The 18,736-nt window shown below is 47.0% G+C and carries 19 protein-coding genes; 7 read left to right on the top strand and 12 right to left on the bottom strand.

From position 1 onward, the window contains the following. Positions 1-7: 7 nt before the first annotated feature. Genes BM358_RS14110 through BM358_RS14100 form a run of 3 tightly spaced genes read right to left on the bottom strand, consistent with a single transcriptional unit; the run spans position 8 to position 1,456 of the window. The gene (locus BM358_RS14110; protein ID WP_028540779.1) at positions 8-385 is read right to left on the bottom strand and encodes a DUF4280 domain-containing protein; all 378 of its coding nucleotides are present in this window, start codon (positions 383-385) and stop codon (positions 8-10) included. Positions 386-387: 2 nt separating this feature from the next. Next, complete coding sequence (locus BM358_RS14105; RefSeq protein ID WP_028540780.1) at positions 388-912, bottom strand: hypothetical protein; 525 nt, start codon at positions 910-912, stop codon at positions 388-390. Further along, a complete protein-coding gene (locus BM358_RS14100; protein ID WP_028540781.1) occupies positions 896-1,456 on the bottom strand; it encodes a hypothetical protein in 561 nt (186 codons plus the stop codon). The genes BM358_RS14105 and BM358_RS14100 overlap by 17 nt, the downstream gene beginning before the upstream one ends. A gap of 371 nt (positions 1,457-1,827) precedes the next feature. Between BM358_RS14100 and BM358_RS14095 the strand changes: the two genes are divergently transcribed. Further along, positions 1,828-3,012: a sensor histidine kinase gene (locus tag BM358_RS14095; protein ID WP_028540782.1), complete on the top strand. Its 1,185-nt coding sequence runs from the start codon at positions 1,828-1,830 to the stop codon at positions 3,010-3,012. Positions 3,013-3,150: 138 nt separating this feature from the next. Here the strand turns inward: BM358_RS14095 and BM358_RS14090 are convergent, their stop codons facing one another. Further along, positions 3,151-4,107, bottom strand: a complete 957-nt coding sequence (locus BM358_RS14090; protein WP_028540783.1) for a nucleoside hydrolase — start codon at positions 4,105-4,107, stop codon at positions 3,151-3,153. A 211-nt stretch (positions 4,108-4,318) separates the two neighbouring features. Between BM358_RS14090 and BM358_RS14085 the strand changes: the two genes are divergently transcribed. Beyond that, positions 4,319-4,912 carry a hypothetical protein gene (locus BM358_RS14085; RefSeq protein WP_028540784.1) on the top strand — a complete coding sequence of 198 codons (594 nt, stop codon included), beginning with the start codon at positions 4,319-4,321 and terminating at the stop codon, positions 4,910-4,912. An 80-nt stretch (positions 4,913-4,992) separates the two neighbouring features. On the opposite strand, the gene BM358_RS14080 is transcribed toward BM358_RS14085, so the two are convergent. From BM358_RS14080 to BM358_RS14070, 3 genes are read right to left on the bottom strand one after another with little or no spacing between them, the layout of a single operon-like run. Beyond that, positions 4,993-5,601, bottom strand: coding sequence for a pentapeptide repeat-containing protein (locus tag BM358_RS14080; RefSeq protein ID WP_028540785.1), 609 nt, complete (start codon positions 5,599-5,601; stop codon positions 4,993-4,995). A 37-nt stretch (positions 5,602-5,638) separates the two neighbouring features. Further along, the gene (locus tag BM358_RS14075; RefSeq protein WP_013312480.1) at positions 5,639-6,148 is read right to left on the bottom strand and encodes a MarR family winged helix-turn-helix transcriptional regulator; all 510 of its coding nucleotides are present in this window, start codon (positions 6,146-6,148) and stop codon (positions 5,639-5,641) included. After that, positions 6,138-8,510, bottom strand: coding sequence for an ATP-dependent DNA helicase (locus BM358_RS14070; RefSeq protein ID WP_028540786.1), 2,373 nt, complete (start codon positions 8,508-8,510; stop codon positions 6,138-6,140). Before BM358_RS14070 ends, BM358_RS14075 begins: the two co-directional genes overlap by 11 nt. 168 nt (positions 8,511-8,678) lie before the next feature. Here BM358_RS14070 and BM358_RS14065 point away from each other — a divergent pair, with 168 nt between their 5' ends. Together BM358_RS14065 and BM358_RS14060 are read left to right on the top strand one after the other, a co-directional pair. Then, positions 8,679-9,755: a diguanylate cyclase gene (locus BM358_RS14065; protein ID WP_028540787.1), complete on the top strand. Its 1,077-nt coding sequence runs from the start codon at positions 8,679-8,681 to the stop codon at positions 9,753-9,755. Positions 9,756-9,889: 134 nt separating this feature from the next. Continuing rightward, positions 9,890-10,063, top strand: coding sequence for an aspartyl-phosphate phosphatase Spo0E family protein (locus BM358_RS14060; protein ID WP_013312483.1), 174 nt, complete (start codon positions 9,890-9,892; stop codon positions 10,061-10,063). 105 nt (positions 10,064-10,168) lie between these two features. Here BM358_RS14060 and BM358_RS14055 read toward each other — a convergent pair whose 3' ends face one another. Continuing rightward, on the bottom strand, positions 10,169-11,068 hold the full coding sequence (locus BM358_RS14055; protein WP_023990853.1) for a cidABC operon transcriptional activator CidR: 900 nt from the start codon (positions 11,066-11,068) through the stop codon (positions 10,169-10,171). A 131-nt stretch (positions 11,069-11,199) separates the two neighbouring features. Between BM358_RS14055 and BM358_RS14050 the strand changes: the two genes are divergently transcribed. Both BM358_RS14050 and BM358_RS14045 read left to right on the top strand, forming a co-directional pair. Beyond that, positions 11,200-11,571: a CidA/LrgA family protein gene (locus tag BM358_RS14050; protein ID WP_013312485.1), complete on the top strand. Its 372-nt coding sequence runs from the start codon at positions 11,200-11,202 to the stop codon at positions 11,569-11,571. Continuing rightward, positions 11,568-12,245, top strand: coding sequence for a CidB/LrgB family autolysis modulator (locus BM358_RS14045; protein WP_013312486.1), 678 nt, complete (start codon positions 11,568-11,570; stop codon positions 12,243-12,245). The genes BM358_RS14050 and BM358_RS14045 overlap by 4 nt, the downstream gene beginning before the upstream one ends. A 115-nt stretch (positions 12,246-12,360) precedes the next feature. On the opposite strand, the gene BM358_RS14040 is transcribed toward BM358_RS14045, so the two are convergent. The 3 genes from BM358_RS14040 to BM358_RS14030 all read right to left on the bottom strand — a co-directional run bounded on the left by BM358_RS14040 (position 12,361) and on the right by BM358_RS14030 (position 16,810). Continuing rightward, positions 12,361-14,064 (bottom strand): glycerol-3-phosphate dehydrogenase/oxidase, encoded by a 1,704-nt coding sequence (locus BM358_RS14040; protein ID WP_028540788.1) that lies wholly within the window; start codon positions 14,062-14,064, stop codon positions 12,361-12,363. Between the two features lie 228 nt (positions 14,065-14,292). Beyond that, complete coding sequence (glpK, locus tag BM358_RS14035; RefSeq protein ID WP_028540789.1) at positions 14,293-15,783, bottom strand: glycerol kinase GlpK; 1,491 nt, start codon at positions 15,781-15,783, stop codon at positions 14,293-14,295. A gap of 190 nt (positions 15,784-15,973) precedes the next feature. Beyond that, on the bottom strand, positions 15,974-16,810 hold the full coding sequence (locus BM358_RS14030) for a helix-turn-helix transcriptional regulator (protein ID WP_028540790.1): 837 nt from the start codon (positions 16,808-16,810) through the stop codon (positions 15,974-15,976). Positions 16,811-17,022: 212 nt separating this feature from the next. Between BM358_RS14030 and BM358_RS14025 the strand changes: the two genes are divergently transcribed. Beyond that, positions 17,023-17,769 carry an SDR family oxidoreductase gene (locus BM358_RS14025; RefSeq protein ID WP_028540791.1) on the top strand — a complete coding sequence of 249 codons (747 nt, stop codon included), beginning with the start codon at positions 17,023-17,025 and terminating at the stop codon, positions 17,767-17,769. A gap of 378 nt (positions 17,770-18,147) precedes the next feature. Here BM358_RS14025 and BM358_RS14020 read toward each other — a convergent pair whose 3' ends face one another. Continuing rightward, a complete protein-coding gene (locus BM358_RS14020; protein WP_028540792.1) occupies positions 18,148-18,705 on the bottom strand; it encodes a glycerol-3-phosphate responsive antiterminator in 558 nt (185 codons plus the stop codon). Positions 18,706-18,736 lie beyond the last annotated feature (31 nt).

The raw sequence follows: 18,736 nt of genomic DNA, 5'->3' as shown, positions 1-18,736 counted from the left end.
CTGTTAACTATTCCTGCCCGTCTGTGGTGAACGAGATTTTTCCACACCACATGCATAAGTTCGTGGAGCAGCTCATAAGAGCCGGAGATTGATCTACGTATACATCCTTTTTCCCATTCAACCAAGGCATAGAAACGCTCGGTTTGCAGGGCAGCGGAATGATTTTTCCGGAATTTCCTTTGTTAGCAGAAGAGACTGTAGGATTATGCATACTACGGCACATTCCGAAAGAAGGGATATGCGTCTGCGGGTGAAAATCCTGAATATTCCCTTGCAGTTTGTCGCCAATACTAATCCCCCTGTTAGCTGAAACACTAAATCTTCCCGTATGACTTCCATAGCTGCAATGTATCTGTGCCCCATCCACTACATAGCTCTCACTCATTCTTAGACTCTCCTTTGTATAGATGGCCCCTCTGTATCGACCTTTTGTAATTTCAAGCCTGCCAGATTGAACTTCAAAATACATTCAGCCACATCGAGGTCTACAATGATATGATGATTGACATCCTGAACCGTGAATATTTTATGATTCTCCACTGCATATTCATCTAGAATGATTTTCTTCAGTGTACCGTCCCTATGATATTCACTACATGGTGATAAACACATCAGGCTAGGCGGATTTACCAGCCAATACCTTGTTTGCTGCATTCGCTGCATATCGGCAAAAACAACCAACTTCCAGCTTAATCCGGCCTGATATATATCAAATATTTCCTTTAGTTGTTCAGAAACGATGGATACCGGATGCTCTATAAAATCAATATAGTCCGAATCACCTGATACATAAAATTGTAAAATGGATTCTTCATCAGCACATAATGAGCTTTCTGCCCATTCCAATAACTGCCTGCGATTCGTCTCTACTGGATACATATACTCCGTAATACGATTATCCTGTTGAATCATGTAGTACTCCATAAGCTGTTGAATACACCACCTCACTGATTCCTTTATACTCCCCTATTCTTACTTCCAAATCGTCCTCGCATTTCAACGCCTTGAATTCAGGTAAATGTACAGCTTGCTGAATAGCATCTTTCGCTAATTTCAGAATATATTGATGAAATTCCCCTGTAGCCTGGAGTACAAATCGCTCGACATCAGGCTGAAAAATCTCTGCTAAAAAGCGGAATACCCAGCCTGCATCATAGATTCCATAACAAGGTTGAGGATCAAAGAACCAATTTTTATCATAGGCTTCGACGACATAGTTATAGTTGCGATCCATCAGATACGTGCGCCTCATAGAATAAGTAATGTATCCGATCCTTGTCTTGGCCACTTCTCCGGAATGGGCTTGCAGACAGATCGATTGAAAGGATTGAATAAAAGAAAAAATGAGCTCATCTTTTCTTTGTTCATACAAATACGCTGCTTGATGTAATTTCTGGTTCAATACATCTTCCGCATAGGTCTTATGGAAGTGTTCTAGGGCTTCCAGTCTATTCATAATTCCACCTCTGAACCTATTATATAGAATATTTACATGATATTACTGGTCCTATCCTCCTATTTTATTACACAATTTTCATATCATGAGATTACATATGAATTTATGAAAATAGAATGAAAATAATCACATTTTTTCGTGAATATGTAATAATATAAACAAAAACTCTCCAAGAAAGGCTAGCATTAGACCTAAGAAATGAAGGTTTGCGCAAGTGAATAGGTAAATGGAAGTAGAAAGATCGGTTTATAATGAAATAATCATGTATAATTAATGATACGCTCCAAAAACACATTCAGAGGATCGGGAATGGGATACACAAACTGCTAGAGTTTTGGATAACCACCACTTTGCATCAGGATTGGAGATACATGATTACTTCACCTACAGGTTTTTATAATAGTATTCAAGAGGCTACCGCGCATGTCATTGATGTGCTAAGTGGTATTTTACATGTAAACACCATTTTTATTGCCGCTAATGACGGCATTACGAATGTGATTGTAGATTCATTTAACCGGGAAGAGGTGCTCGTTAAGGAAGGGGATGTGCTCCCTTTTGAGCTTAGCTATTGTAGTCTGGTGTTGGACCATCCTGCCGATCACCTCACGATTTCAGAAACAACTATTCACCCGCACACATGTGATTTAGATGTGACTAAAACCATTGGAAACCACTCATTTACAGGAATCCCTATTCGCATGAAAAATGGTCAGGCTTACGGAACCATTTGTATCTTGGACGCGCCATCTGTACATTTGACAGAATCCGAACTGAAGGCCCTTCAGGCTATGGCTGTGTTTCTGGGTTATGTGGTAGAACTGGAGAAAGACAAGATAGATGCTGAAATCTCTTCTATGAGCAAGCTGGATTTGATATCTTCCCTGAGTAATAAAATTCGGTTTTCGCTAACCGAAATATGGGGAGCCACCGATCTCATGCTGACGACGGAGTTAACAGAGGAACAACAGCAATATATGAGCATCATGGAGTCGAGCAGTCGCTCGCTCATGACGTTATTGAGTAATATTTTGGATTACAGCACTATGGAATCCAGGCAGATTGATGATATTGAAGATCCGTTTGATCTGAGAACGATGATGGAAAATGTATTGAGCCTGTATACAGAGGTAGCCGCGCAGCGGAATCTCGAGTTGAAGCTCGACTGGAATCTCACCAGCTCGCCTATTTTTATCGGGGATGAAGCTAAAATTCGCCGTATGCTGATTAATTTGGTAGATAATGCAGTGAAGTTTACAAGCACAGGAGCTGTCACTTTATCTGCAACCACCCAATCCGTGACCGATGCACCTGAGATTGAACTGGAATTAAAGGTGAAGGATACCGGAATCGGTATATCTCCGAATAAATTGAATTTGTTGCTTGAACATGACCGTGGGTACTCTCTCTCATATGGAAATCCAGGCTTGGGTTGGCAGATTACCAAACATCTATTAAAACGAATGAACGGTAAGATGACAGGGAGCAGTGAACCTGGTAGCGGGACGGAGATAACGCTCCAGTTCACCCTGAAAATATACCAGGAGTCTGCCTAAAACAGAGATTAGCTTGTGATGATATGGCATATCCTATAATAGAAGCCCGTGACGCATAACGTCACGGGCTTTATGTTATGGGTACGTGTCACTAGGCAGTATTATCACCCTATGCCGCACGTTTGTGCATAGCCAGACTTAGTAACGTTTGGGAGCAGCCAGCTTAGCCAAATCCGCCATATACGTAAAAAAGGCCTCTGGATCTGTATCATATACCAGGTTCACAGGACGTCCATCTGCCTGTTCCACCGTTCTGCCCTGACTTGGTCCTTCTGCGATAACGCTGCAATGCACCGTCTTTTTCTTGACAATGTCCGGGCGTCCTACGGATGCAGTGGTCAGTACATCCCACAAGTAATAGGTTGAGTTCGTTTCGCTATAAACAAGCGGAGGACATCCTGCATAGCAATTGCCCAAGAAATCCACGCCTTCATATCGGCGCTCCGCAGCCCAACGATTGCGTACAGCTGGAGTTAATGGCACTTTGCTTGTGCTTTCCAGCGCTACCAGATCAATCGTAATGCCGCTTTGCCACACCCGATATGCCGCTTCTGGGTCCCAGAACACATTCCACTCTGCTGTGCCGTCATGCTCCGGCTCTTCTACATTCCCTTTTTCAAAGGTGCCACCCATCCATACCAGCTTTTCAATCTTTGCTTCAATATCCGGTGCTTCATCCAGCGCTCGCGCCAGATCGGTTAGCGGTCCAGTGAATAGTAACAGCGTCTTACCTTCAGCTCCGCGTACCTTTTCGATCAGATGCTGATGAGCTGGCAGGGATGAAAGCGGTGCTTCCATACGCCCCGATTCATTCAGTACGGGTAATGCATCCACATAGAAGGAATGTAAACGCCAAGCGGCAGGAAACGGATTTTTACCGCGTGAATTAGACTTTGCGACTTCCACAGGCCTTTTATTTTGTCCAAAACGATCAATAATTTTACGACTGGCATCCGTCGCAGGCTCCAGGTAACCATCTGCTGGAATCACCGATACTCCGGTCAAATGAACCTGCTCCATCTGAAGCAGCATAAAAAGGGATACTAGATCATCCACTCCACCATCATGATTAAAATAAACGTTTGTCTGACTCATCTGTCTCTTCCTTCCTTTATCCCCGTAAAACAGGCTTGTTCTTATCGGCAACCATCCTTCATTATGCCTGATCGCTTCACAGGAGTAAATGTGGGATAGTGCGTGAATCAGGGATTTTTTGCTTACTCCATGCTTAAGAAAGGTAGAAATGTGTGTAATAACAGGGTAGAATCATGGGTCCTAATCGGAAGCGTATGAAGGAGAGATGCATATGACAGCCCGAACAATAGAAGAGTTGGAGCAGATCCGTAAAGAATGTAAATCCATGGTGACGAAAAGGGCTGCGGCTTCAGGTGGGGCGGTATTAGTTCCAGTTCCAGGGGCTGACGTTCTTGCTGATGTTGGCATTTTGATGCAGCTACTGCCAGCTATTAATGGAAAATTCGGATTATCTGAGAAGCAGCTGGAAGGTCTGGACGCAGAAACAAAATCCATGGTGTATGGTTTTATCACCTCAATTGGCAGCAAGCTGATCGGGCGACTCATTACCCGTGAAGTCATCGTGCAGATTTTGAAAAAAATGGGCATTCGTATCGCTACCAAGCAGGTTAGCAAGTTTGTCCCCCTTCTGGGGCAAGGGCTAGCCGCGGCAATTGGCTTTACTGCTATGCGAACCATTGGTAATCGGCATGTCGATCAATGTTATGAAGTGGCCAAGCGCTTGCTGGAGCAGCGAACTGCGGCAGATATCGCGCGCAACTGGACGGTTCCACAGCAGCCGCTAGAGCCTGTGGGAGTTGATCATTTGCCAAACCGGGACCCGGAAGCAGCAATTCCACTACTGCCAGCATCCACTAAAGATTAAGTCCTTCAAATTCAAGTCAACCATCCATTTCACCCACACGGGGTACTGCAGATCGAGACAGCTCCTGTATCCCGTGCTTTTTAGCCTTCCACCTTGGCTCCATAGGAGCGAGCTACCGCTACTGCCTGCTCGATATCCAGCTTGGCTCCAGTGATGTCCAGATCTTTAAAATTCACACCATCCATTTTCGCACCGCGCAGGTCTGTTCCTTGAAGATGGGCTTTGTGCAGTCTTACTCGGGTAAGATCCGCCTCCCGCAAATCTGCTTTTTCCAAATTGCATTCGGATAAGTCAGCTTCCTTGAATCGTATTTTTCGCAAATCTTGTTTTCTTAAATCTGCATGACGCAAATTCGTATAAGACCAGTCTCCGCCCGTAATTGTGATACCATCCATATTCGCCCCCGCAAAATCTGAACCTACTAGCTTGCAGTTATCAAACCGGACTACAAACAGATTGGCGCTGGTGAACAAACAATTGGTAAAAGCCGACTCCTTGTAGTGAGATGCATTCAGAATGGCTCCGGTAAAATCACAGTCCACAAAAGTACAGCCCTCCACGAGGGACTCATTCATCTCCACACCCCGAAAGCGACATCGGGTAAACTCGCAATTTCTCCACTCGCCTTCTCTGGCATCCATTGATCCAAAATCACGGGCTTCATAGACCTCATCTGTATAAAAGAACATGTTCTCTCTCCTATTCCTTATTCCTTATATTAGGAATTCAGCATTTCGGCAAGGACCGCTCAAAACCGCCTTTCATTTTTCCCAGTAAACCCTTCATCATCTTATGATCCTGCGGCGTAAACTCAGACATACACGACCGAATCAACTTCGTATAATAAGGGACTATCTTACTTAACAGCTCTCGTCCTGCCTCCTTTAATCCGACAGTCACCATCCGCCCGTCACTCTCATGAGCCACACGTTCAATCATGCCATCTCGCTCTAATCCGTCGATCAGCCCCGTCATGGTTCCACGCGTCACATCAGCTTTTTCCGCCAACTCTGATGGTGTCATGCGATGCGGCGAATGGCAATGCAACAGGCTAAGAACAATAATCCGGCCCTGAGAAGCCCCCAACTTGCTAAAATCGGTATCCATTTCTCTGAAAATACCGTTAGCCAAGCGCGCAAATGTCACAAAAGTCTCTATATTATCCACTTCGGCATCTTCATGTCCAAAGCTACGCAGCACCCCGCGTATGGAGTCATTATGAAAATTAAAGTTCATAGTCTATCCATTCCTTCCTTAATCCCGCTTGTTCCGTCAGACGGTAGCTTTTCCATTCGTCTGGCAGCAAAGAAGCATACGGTTCCTTGGCAAAACGATCATCTACCAGAACCAGCAATCCTTCGTCGTGCTCTGTGCGAATAAGTCTGCCACCTGCCTGAAGAACCTTGTTCATCCCTGGATATACATACGCATAGTTGAAACCATTCCGTCCCTGTTCGGAAAAATAATCCCGCAGCACATCCCGCTCTGCTCCAATTTGCGGCAAGCCGACGCCGACAATCACTACCCCATTTAAGCGATCCCCAGGTAAATCGACACCTTCAGCAAACACACCACCCAGTACGGCAAAGCCAAGCAAGGTGTGCTCTTGCCCAGGCTGGAAAGCCTCTAGAAATCGATCCCGCTCTGGTTCGGTCATCCCCGGACTTTGTACCAACGTATTTGCGGACACGTCCCGAAGCATGAACTCCTCATATACCTCACGCAGATATGGATAGGACGGGAAAAATACAAGGATATTTCCTTTCCGTTCTACAACCAATGCAGCCAGCATATCCGCAATCGCCCCTTTGGAACGCTCACGATCCCGATAACGGATGGAGAGCGGCAGCAGACGTACATCCCATTGCTCCTGATGGAAGGGGGAAGGAACCTGTAACGTATAATCTTCCTCGTTTGCTCCGAGCATGTCCCGGTAATAAGCAAGCGGTGTCAACGTTGCGGAAAAATAAATGGCTGAGCGGTAGCCCTTAATAGCTTGTCCCAGCAAGTGAGAAGGATCGAGGCAGAACAGCTTGACCCTCACTTCACTGCGCCCCGCTTCCACATAAGTAACGTATCGTTCATCGTATAAAGCAGCAATGCGCAGCATATTCTGAGCGGTAAAATACGTATCTAGAAGCAATGCATAAGCCGTACCCTCACCGCTTGCGTGGCTTGTACTGCCCCCCGTCACCAGTTCACGTTCAGCTGCTTCCACAAAAGGCGCCAACAGCTCCAGCACCTCTTGCGGTGCTGCTGTCTCCACTGCTTTTCCTGTATCTGCATATTGCTTGCGCAGCATAATCATATGTGCGTTCACTGCACTCGCAGCCGCAGCAATCTCTGGGCTTAGCAACTTAAATTCTCGTTTCAGTTCCAAAAAAGAAGATTTCAAAATTTCCGCCGAAAACATGTCCCGACCGCGTTCTACCAGATTATGCGCCTCATCCACCAGTACGACACCTTTTCGCTTGTGCTCCTCCAGTAATCTTTTCAAAGAAATCCGTGGATCGAAAACATAATTATAATCACTGATTATACCATCCGAGGCATACGCCACATCCAGCGAAAATTCAAAGGGACATACCTTATGCTTGCGCGCATAATGCTCAATCACCGCCCGGGTCATTAACGTCTCATTCGCCAAAATATCGGATACCGCACCGTTGATCCGGTCGTAATAGCCCTCGCACATGCTGCATGATCCAGCATCACAATCATTTTCATCCTTAAAGCAAATTTTATCCTTCGCAGTCAAAGTCACCACATGCATGTGCAGCCCTTGGGCCTGCATTCTGGCGTAAGCTTCTTCGGCTGCTGCCCGAGTCGTGGTACGAGCCGTCACATAATATACTCGCCTAACCTGCCCCTCACCGATAGCCTTGATCGCAGGAAACAAGGTGGATACCGTTTTACCAATACCTGTAGGTGCTTTGGCAAACAGGTTAACCCCTTCGGCAATCGTCTTGTACACCGAACCCGCGAGAGTTCGCTGACCCGAACGATACGTGTCAAAGGGAAAGTTCAACATAGCAATGCTGGCATCCCGCTTTTCCGCATGTGCTCTCAGCAGGAATGCATACGGTGCATAACCAGCAATCATCTCTTGTGCGAAAGCTTCCAGCTCAGCAAAGGATAGCTCGCGCCTAAATCGGCGAATGTCTTCACTGTGTGCCTGTACATAAGTAAGCTGGACCTGCATGGAATGCTGTTGTTCCTCATGAGCAATCATATAGGCATACAGAAATGCTTGTGCCCAGTGTACGGGTTGACCGTCACCCTGAATATCTTCGAGGGGCAAAGAGATCGATTTAATTTCATCAACCGTCCATACGCCATCCAGCTCAATCAGTCCGTCACAGCGACCTTCAATGATAAACAATTCGTCCTTATACGAAATTTCTGTACGTAAATGTACCTCTTTGCGGTCATGCTCCTTGTAACCTTTCTGGATAACCTGATGCACGCGAGTTCCTTCGAGCATACTGCTATTCGAGCGAAAGCCGCTATGAATGCTGCCGCTCCGATGCACATATTCCACAAGTGGACGCACCGATATGTGAATTGGTTCCTTCATACGATCACCCGTTCCGGTCATAGTCCTTTCACTGTACCACGTAGATAAACGAAACGTAAGGGACATAAGAATCGTTTGTGGTCGATTGGTATTCACTCATGCCTACTTTTTACCGAAATATAGAAACGAGGCCTTTTGCTTTATTCCCCACGATACTACAACTCTCATTTCAGCATAAAGGATAGGGATATGTTAAAAGAATTAATTAACAATTTTGCGTTATTAACAAGCTTCTTATTCTTTGGAAATTTATTTTTCCGGAAATATGAGCGTTACCTAAAAAAACATGTATTCATTTATCGGGTAATGAACGGTTTAATGCTGGGTCTGTTTGGCATTCTGTTAATGATGACCGGTTTATGGATCCGTGGGCACTTTGTGGTCGATCTGCGCCAATTGGCGATTATCATTTCTGTTTATATGGGAGGATCGATATCCGGTCTGCTGACTACCTTGATCATAAGCCTGTACCGTATTTACATCACAGGTGGTTGGACAGATGTTTCTCTGACTGCTACCGTCAATTGCTTCATGACACTGGGCATTTCACTTATCTTTATTCGAGAAAAAAGCCTAACACTCCGCAAGTGGATGTCGGCCGTGCTTGGAGCTGCTATAGTGTCGCTGTTATCTACTTTCTATGTGGTTAATCCTCCTGATAATGAATCTATGATAATAATCACAACCGTTAAGTTACTTGGCGGCCTGTTCACTTATTTTATGATGTCCTATATCAAAAAAACAGAACGGGCTGTTCATCTGCTGGAAGAAGCTGCAAATCGGGATCATTTAACCGGACTCTACAGTCCGCGTGCTTTCGATGCGCTATTCGAAGAGGTCTTTCATACTTCCAAGACTACAAAACAGCCCTTTGGACTCGTGATGCTGGATATTGACCACTTTAAAAATATTAATGATACGTATGGTCATTTGAACGGAGATACCGTCTTAAGCCAATTAGGAATGCTGTTAATCCGGGAATCTACAACGAGGGCGTACCCCTCCCGTAAAGGCGGAGAGGAATTTGCCATTCTGATTGGAAATTGTGATAGTCAGAAAGCAGCAAGCTTTGCCGAAAAGATTCGGAAAGCTGTGGAAAATGAACGTTTTCTTTTGAATGACGGAACCTCGATCTCTCTAACCGTATCCATCGGAGCAGGCAGTTCACCTGTCATTGCATCGAGGCACTTACTGGAAAAGTCAGATGAGGCATTATATGAAGCTAAGCGTTCAGGACGCAATCAGGTGAAACTGGCAAAACCATAAATATTAGTCGCTAAATGTCAGGAAAGCTGGATTATTGTTAATAAAAAGTGGTAAAATGGAAATAACATCGTTATCAAAAAAACTTCTGCCGCTAGTGGAGACATGCCTTACAATCGACATGGGGGGTGGGCTTTGTGAACCTCGAACAATTGGAAAAACTCATGGAAAAAGAACGCCGTGAACTGAATCGCATGGCTGACTTACACGGATTAAAAGATGAACGTGTATTGGACAAATCCTCCAGACTTGACCGTATTATGGACAAGTACCTTCACACCAAGCGTGCAATAAACCAAACACACTCATAGAAGCAAGCTACATCGCTGCCCCTCAGGGCAGCTTTTTTATGATGTAAGCAGTATTCATCCTCCTTCGGTACACCTCTGCATCGTACTCACCTTCTTGTTGACTGACTATTTTCCGCCATATTCCGTCCGCAACAATTGTTGTGTGAACGATATCCATTCTCTGGCGGCAAAGGACAGATAACGATCGTTCCGCCAGATCATCCCCAAATGCCAAGGAATGACGGGGTCCACCAATGGAAGAACACGCAAGCGCTCGGAATCCAGATCTCGGCAAATGGCCTCCGGCAACAGCGCTACTCCCAGGTTTGCAGCAACCATTTCGCTAATCAGATCCCATTGTGAGCTTTCGTAGACTACACGCGGCTGAAAGCCAGCACGGACACATTCGGCAATGATACGGTCATGCAGCGTAAAATCCTCACGGAACAGTACAAACGCCTCCTCCGCCAACGCAGATAATGGTACCTCCTTGCACTCTGCCAGTGCATGCGTAGGATGAACGAGCAAATTCAGCTTTTCCTCCACAAACAGAAATGTCTCAAACATATCTCCAACCGCAGGCAGCACAATCACCCCGATATCCAATGCCCCGGCTTCTACGTCCTGTTCCACTTTCTTCGCTCCGTCCTCAAATAATTGAATAGTCACATCAGGATATGCCTTATGGAATTCTCCAATGACACGCGGGAAAAAGCTCGATCCGACCATAGGGGGCAGGCCAATACGGATATGTCCCTTTTTCAGGTTCATCAAATCACTCAGCTCCGAGGACAGGCTCTGAAAGGACTTTACAATCGCTTGTGCTTGAAGCTCAATTACCTTTCCCGCGTCCGTCAGTTCGATTCTTTTGCCAATTCGGTCGAACAAAGCGACCCCCAATTCATCTTCCAGACTTTTAATCGTCTTACTGATCGTCGGCTGGGTAATAAACATGCTCTGGGCTGCCTTTGTAAAGCTACGCAACCGCGCGACTTCCAAAAAGTATTGTAAATGTCGGATATCCAAAGCTACACCTTCTCCCATAGACAAACGGAATAGATTACATTCTTTATATGCATTTTACTCATGAAAGCTTGTGATGTAAAATTTCATTACAGTTTGAAAATAACCGATCTCAAAGATAGGAGCCATTATATATGAAAAGCTTCATACGCGGTGTCCTCCAGATCGCCGTCCTGATGGCCTTTTCGCTCATCCTGAACGCGGTAGTCTCTTGGCTCCACCTGCCTGTACCCGGTAGTATCATTGGTATGCTGATCCTTTTTATTCTGCTGCAAACCGGCTTGGTCCGGCTAAGCTGGATTGAAGTTGGCGCAAACTGGTTGCTGGCCGAGCTGCTATTATTCTTTATTCCCTCCGCTGTCGGCGTTATGAATTATTGGCCGATGCTGGAACACGATGGTATGAGCATTATGCTGGTCGTGTTGCTCGGCACCTTTCTGGTGATGGCCTGCACAGGTATGGTCGCTAGTCTGCTTGGTAAACGAAAGGAGCATAAATCATCATGACCGGTCTTCTATGTATTGTATTGACACTCGCTATTTACTGGATGGCCAAACGCATGTACCGCACACTACCCAAGGTGTATTTGTCTCCATTGCTCATTACACCTATTGTTATCATTTTGATTTTGACGCTGACGGGTGTGAACTACCGTTCTTATAATTCGGGCGCTCACTTGCTGTCCATGCTGCTACAGCCAGCTACGATTGCATTTGCTGTCCCTTTGTACCGATATTTCCCTGTGTTAAAAAAACACGCGACCCAAATCGTGCTTAGCGTGCTGTCTGGGTCTGTTGTAGCCGTGTTGTCCTCCATGGCGCTTGCTAAGTGGATGCACCTGAATTCTTCGCTGCTGAGCAGCCTGATTCCTCGCTCCATTACGACGCCCATTGCGATGAATGTATCGCAAACGATTGGCGGCAATCCGACGGTCACGGCTGTATTCGTTATTCTGACCGGATTGAGCGGTCTTATTATCGGTCCGATGATTGTAAAACTGTTCCGTATCGAAAATGAAGTCTCACGTGGGGTGCTGCTCGGTACCGGTGCTCATGGTACAGGCACTTCCAAAGCATTCGAGTTCAGTTCGCTGACGGGGACGATATCCAGCATCTCGATGGTGCTCGCCGCTCTCTTTACCTTGGCGGCTGCCCCGTTCCTGTTCCACTTGATGCTGTAAGCCATCTGTATACAAAGAAGCAGCGATTCTCTTGTTATGAAGAATCGCTGCTTCTTTGCTTTCAGTCCATGTCTCAAAGCAATGGATGGCTCAAGGATATATATCCCTCGCGGCCTCAAATAGCTTTAACGTCACCGGGTTTCACCTCTACCTCTACAGGCGTTACAGCTTCATACAGGTAAGCATCCAGCTCAGCCGTATATTGTCGTTCTTGCGCGGCGCTCCAGCCTGCACGTTCAGACATCCATGCGATGGCGGGCTGTTTCCAGCGCTTCACCTCGTCAATCTGGAAGAACAGAGCCCCAGTTCGGCGTATAAAAAAATCAGACGGTGTCACTGTCATTTCCTGTTCCATCGCATACAGGAGCGGGGCACGCACTTCCACTGGCAGCGCCGCTTCCTTCTCGGTAGCCTCCTTCATGCTCTGTGCCGCTATGGCAAACAATCGCTCTGTGTTGGAGCCATAGCGGGTAGCCCATGCTCTAGCTATATCCGGCGACAGGCCGAGCGCAACACCTGCTGCGGTTTGCTTACCTACGTACGCGTCCCAGCCCGCTGAGCCTCCTACGCTGCCACCCGAAATCGGGATATGTCTGGTGCGGCATGCCCGGAAGCTCTGCCCATGCAAGCGCCCCAGCTCCTGTACCGCACGATCCACGACGAGTTCGGACATTTTCCGGTAGCCCGTCAGCTTGCCGCCTGCAATCGTGATCAGACCTGAACGGGATTCCCAAATTTCGTCCTTGCGTGAAATTTCCGAAGGGCTTTTACCGTCTTCATAAATGAGCGGCCGTACCCCTGCCCAACTGGATTCTACATCCGTAACAGTCAGCTTTACATCCGGAAACATTCCGTTGATCGCTTGAAGCACATAGGCCCGATCTTCGGCGGTCATCCGGGGATGCGCCGTATCCCCCTCATACACCGTGTCGGTCGTACCTGCATAGGTTTTTCCATCACGTGGGATGGCAAATACCATGCGTCCATCCGGTGTATCGAAGTACACTGCCTGTTTGAGCGGAAAGCGCTCAGCATCGAACACCAGGTGAATACCTTTCGTCAGGCGAAGCACCTTGCCCTCTTTGGAGCGATCCATTTCCCGCAACGTATCTACCCATGGTCCGGCTGCATTAATAACCAGCGAAGCTCGAATTTCGTATGGCTTTCCCGTTACCCAGTCCGTTACGCTCGCACCGCTTATTCGTCCTTCGTCATACAGCAGCTTGTCAGCCTTGGCATAGTTCACCGCCAGCGCCCCTCGTGTAACAGCTTCCTTCGTGACCTCAATCGTCAGGCGAGCGTCATCTGTGCGGTACTCTACATAGCTGCCGCTTCCCTTCAGTCCATCACGCTTCAGCAAAGGCTCGCGCTCTAGTGTAGCTTGGATGTCCAGCATGCGGCGGCGCTCACTACGCTTAACACCAGCAAGGAAATCATATACCAGCAGCCCGACAGAGGTGGTGAATGCGTTAAACGTGCCGCCCTTGTGAAAAGGAAGTAGCATACGCTCGGGTATGGTCACATGTGGACCATTTTCGAATACGATTGCCCGCTCCTTCCCGACCTCGGCTACCATCTTAACTTCAAACTGCTTCAAATAACGAAGACCACCATGCACTAGCTTGGTCGAGCGACTGGACGTACCCGCTGCGAAATCCTGCATCTCCACCAATGCTGTCTTCAAACCACGATCCGCCGCATCCAGCGCAATACCCGCCCCTGTAATGCCGCCGCCAATGATTAAAATATCAAAATGCTCATGTCCCATACGTTCCAAAACAGCGGTTCTCTCCTGCGCAGCAAATCCCTGTTCTCCCATCATTTATCCCTCCAGCTTTGTATATATTCACGATGCAATCTGCCAACCGAATCATCATAAGGTACAAAAAAAGACCACGAACATCGCTGCGGCGGATGCCGAGCGGTTCATGGTCTCTCCAAGTCTCCTGACGAGTATTAACTTATCTATATCGTAGCACACACGGTACGCTATGAAAAGGGAAATCTGCCTGTTGCCAGATGGCTCCCTTCTATCGCATAACCGTCTCTACTTGAACGCCATTGCGGCATGAACTGCCTTTTTCCAGCCACCATAAAGCTCAGTCCGCATGTCCCTACTCATGGACGGAGTAAAGGTATGATCACTCTGCGCATATCCCCGGACTTCATCCAGACTGCTCCAAAACCCGACTGCCAGTCCCGCTAAATACGCCGCACCGAGTGCAGTTGTCTCGTTCACAGCAGGTCGTTCTACAGGCAGATCGAGAATATCGCTCTGGAACTGCATCAGGAACTCGTTCATCACTGCGCCTCCATCTACACGCAATGAACGCACAGGTACACCCGAATCGCTCGCCATGGCAGTTAGGACATCTTTAGTCTGGTAGGCCAGCGATTCCAGTACCGCTCGTATAAAGTGCTCCTTGGTCGTTCCCCGCGTCAAACCAAATGTCGCTCCGCGCACGTCACTGTCCCAATACGGGCTGCCCAAACCCACAAAGGCTGGGACAAAATATACCCCTTCCGTCGAGGTCACACGCGCCGCATACGCTTCACTATCTGTGGCCTCGCGGAACATGCGCAGCCCGTCACGCAACCACTGAATAGCAGATCCCGCTACAAAAATGCTGCCCTCCAGCGCATACTTTACCTGACCATTCAGCCCCCATGCAATGGTCGTAATCAGTCCATGTTCCGAGTCACAGGGTTCATCTCCGGTATTCATCAGCATAAAGCATCCCGTACCGTATGTATTTTTAATCATGCCCTTGTCAAAGCATCCCTGACCGAACAGAGCTGCTTGCTGATCGCCCGCCGCTCCGGCAATAGGGATTTCCTGCCCAAAAAAGTGATAATCCACCGTATGAGCATATATCTCAGAAGATGATTTCACCTCTGGTAGCATAGACGCAGGAACGCCGAGAATATCCAGCAGCTCCTCATCCCATTTTAGCTCATATATGTTATACATGAGTGTGCGGGCCGCATTGGAGTAGTCCGTTACATGTGCTTTACCACCGGACAATCTCCAGATTAGCCAGGTATCAATCGTACCAAACAGCAAATCCCCACGCTCCGCTTGAGCTCGTGCCCCTTCGACGTTGTCGAGTATCCATTTGACCTTGGTGCCAGAAAAGTAGGGATCAATGAGTAGTCCCGTTTTGCTATGAAAAATATGATCAAATCCACGGCTTTTCAATTCCTCGCAGATCCCGGCTGTTTGCCGTGACTGCCATACCAGCGCATGATATACAGGAAGACCCGTATGTTTATCCCACACCACTACGGTTTCCCGTTGATTCGTAATACCAATCCCGGCAATTTGGCTGGCTTTCACACCTGATTCCGACAGGCAGGAGGCGATGACGGCCAAAATAGAGCTCCATATTTCATTTGCGTTTTGCTCTACCCACCCCGGCTGGGGAAAATACTGTGGGAACTCCCGTTGTGCCTTGTATACCACTTTTCCCTGCCGATCAAACAAGATGGCCCGCGAACTGGTTGTGCCCTGATCCAAGGCAAGAATGTATTGCTCCATCACTTCCCGATCTCCTTGCTTATAATGTTATGATGCCCACTTTTTAGGCTTATCCAGACTTATTCTAAAAATCCTTGGCCCAATAATGAAAAAGCGGCGAGCTAAGACAAGAAAATAAAGTCTTAGACTGCCGCTGCTTGTATTGAACTAACGTTTCCCGTTAGCGAAATGACCTGACTTTCTATCGTCCTCAAAGAGATCCCTGTAATAAATCTTCTAACAGCTCATTAGTTCCTGTGTTTTCGATTGGCGTATATATCCCCATCACGAACTCACCACTTTCAGAGACTGTAAAAGTATTGTAACGAAATGTCAATAGTCCTGCTTGAGGATGATGTATCACTTTTTCCCCTTCCGAGTTTCTGGAAACATCATGGCGTCCCCACCACTCTCTAAACTCCTCGCTTCTGTCACTTAACATGTTAACTAAATCCTGATACCACGAATCATTCATGTGTAAGGCGTATCGGCTTCTGAAATGGGCCAACAGCATGGTGGCGACGTCTTCCCAATTAACTATGCGAGCTTTGTTATCCTTCATCATAAAGATGCGCCAAAGAATATTTCTTTCAATTTCTGCTATTTGGTTAAAGTCTCCACACAATATACTTGTCATTTTGTTCCAAGCAAAAAGGTTCCATCGCCTGTCGATGACATAGGCAGGGTATGTTCCCAGCTTGTCGAGAACCTGTTGAAGGGCTGGAGAAATGGATTCATCTTCTGTTACGTTTGGAAGTACAGAATGGTTAGCCAATACGAATAGATGGTTGCGTTCGTCATTACTGAGTCGAAGTGTTCGCACCAAACTCTCCAGTACTTGTTCCGACACTTGAATATCCCGCCCCTGCTCCAATGCGGTGTACCATGGTAAGGAAATGCCTGATAGACTTGCCACTTCTTCTCGCCTCAGACCAGGCGTACGACGACGTGAGGTCTCAACCCGAAATCCCACATCATGCGGGGATAGACGTGTGCGACGAGTCCGAAGAAAATCAGCTAGTTCTTTTCGTCTTCTTTCAGAATTCATAACAATGATACACCTCTATATCCTGATAGAATTTATAACAGTATCCGTACAATTAGCATTCAGAACAGTACTACAAATACAGACCTATTTGGGCGTTTACAAAACTGATTATAATCGATTTGTCGCCTACAGTGTAGGAGGAATCGGCAGTCAAGGCTGAATAGGTTGTACTTCCGTTCCATAACAAATAATCGAAGAAGAGAGGATTTAGGGTGAAACCAGAACAGAACGATCGTAGCAGTACTTTGAGAGGCCAACGCATTATTCTCTTCGGAGGAACTTCTGGAGTTGGATTTGCGACAGCCGAAGCCGCTGCACGGGAAGGAGCGTCCGTAGTCGTAGTATCCAGTCGAAAAGAGAAGGTTCACAATGCGATCTTGCGCCTCCCCCAAGGTTCGGAAGGACATGTGGTTGATCTATCTAGCGAGGAGCAGGTTCAAACATTTTTCAGCCAAATTGGTGAATTAGACCACTTGGTTTTCTCGGCAGGCGATTCATTACTAATCAAAAATCTCAGCTCAATTGACGTGGAGACTGCACGGCGATCCTTTAACCTGCGGTACTGGGGAGCGTTTATGGCCGCAAAATACGGAAGTGAGAACATCAGACAGAACGGTTCCATCATTTTAACTTCTGGCATTGCCGGAGTCCGACCTCAGAAGGGTTTGACGGTCGCAGCCAGCGTATGTAGTGCTGTTGAATCTCTAGCCAGGGCGCTGGCTGTTGAACTCAGTCCTCTTCGTGTCAACACCGTTAGTTTAGGGCTAATACGTACTGAGATGTGGGACAGTATTCCTGAGGAAGACCTAAACGCGATGTATGAAACTGCCGGAAAAGACCTCCCTGCTGGCCGAGCGGGAGAACCCGAAGACGCAGCTGAGGCTTATCTTTATTTAATGCGTGGAAAATATTCCACCGGACAGACCATTGTCGTGGATGGCGGTTCTACACTGGTGTGATTTAATTGTACAAGAAGTGTAATATGTCTATACTTTACGCTCCAATGAATTTCACATCGAGTCACTACAGACTCAATCATGGAGTTGCCTCCAACAACAAGGGTACTCTTAATGTCAGCATGCTTTAACCCATTACCATTCAGCAATGAAAAGACTGTACGAGGTCACCAGAGCATGATCATGTTCCTAGGTGGCCTCCCACCAAATAACTTCTTTATATACGGGACTGCTTAAGTCCTCGACCAAAATCTTGAAAATCAGAATTCTACTGATTTAGATCAACCTCGTGATAGGACTAAACAAACATCTTGCAGAAATACCCAAGATACAAAATGAGTTTTTTTGAATTTATGCAAAATACATATGATCAAATCTAATCTATTGCCTATAATGCTCGAACAGTTGTTTATTGGAGGTTGTAACTGCTGTAGCTCCCGCAGCCAACGCCGCTTCCACATCCTCTGGGGTGCGAATAAGTCCGCCCGCCAAAATGGGAATGCCCGTGCGTTCGCTGACTTCCTTAATCATAGGTGGAACAACACCGGGCAGCACCTCAATATAATCAGGTCGTGTTTTTTCCACCAGCGCGTAGCTTTTTTCCAGCGCAATCGTATCGAGCAGGAACACCCGCTGTACAGCAAGAATCCCTTTCTTTTTAGCAGTTGCAATCACCCCGGATCGGGTCGAAATAATCCCAAACGGCTTAATTTCCTGACACAAATATTCAGCCGCATACTCGTCATTCTTCAAGCCTTGCACCAGGTCGGCATGCAGAAGCATTTGCTTGCTGCGACTCCTAGCCATCTGGTACAGGTTGCGCAGCTGCGCTACATGCGTATCCAGAAAAACCGCATACTCATAAGAGCTGTCCAAAATACCCTCCAGCTGCTTCATATGCTTAGCTGCAGGTAAAATGCGTTGTCCCTGAAATGGCATGGATATCCCCCTTAAAGCTGAATGTCGGTCA

Source organism: Paenibacillus sp. cl130, assembly GCF_900116035.1.
Lineage (GTDB): Bacteria > Bacillota > Bacilli > Paenibacillales > Paenibacillaceae > Paenibacillus > Paenibacillus polymyxa_B.
The sequence above is the reverse complement of the archived record's forward strand: the minus strand, read 5'-3'. Positions and strand labels throughout refer to the sequence as shown.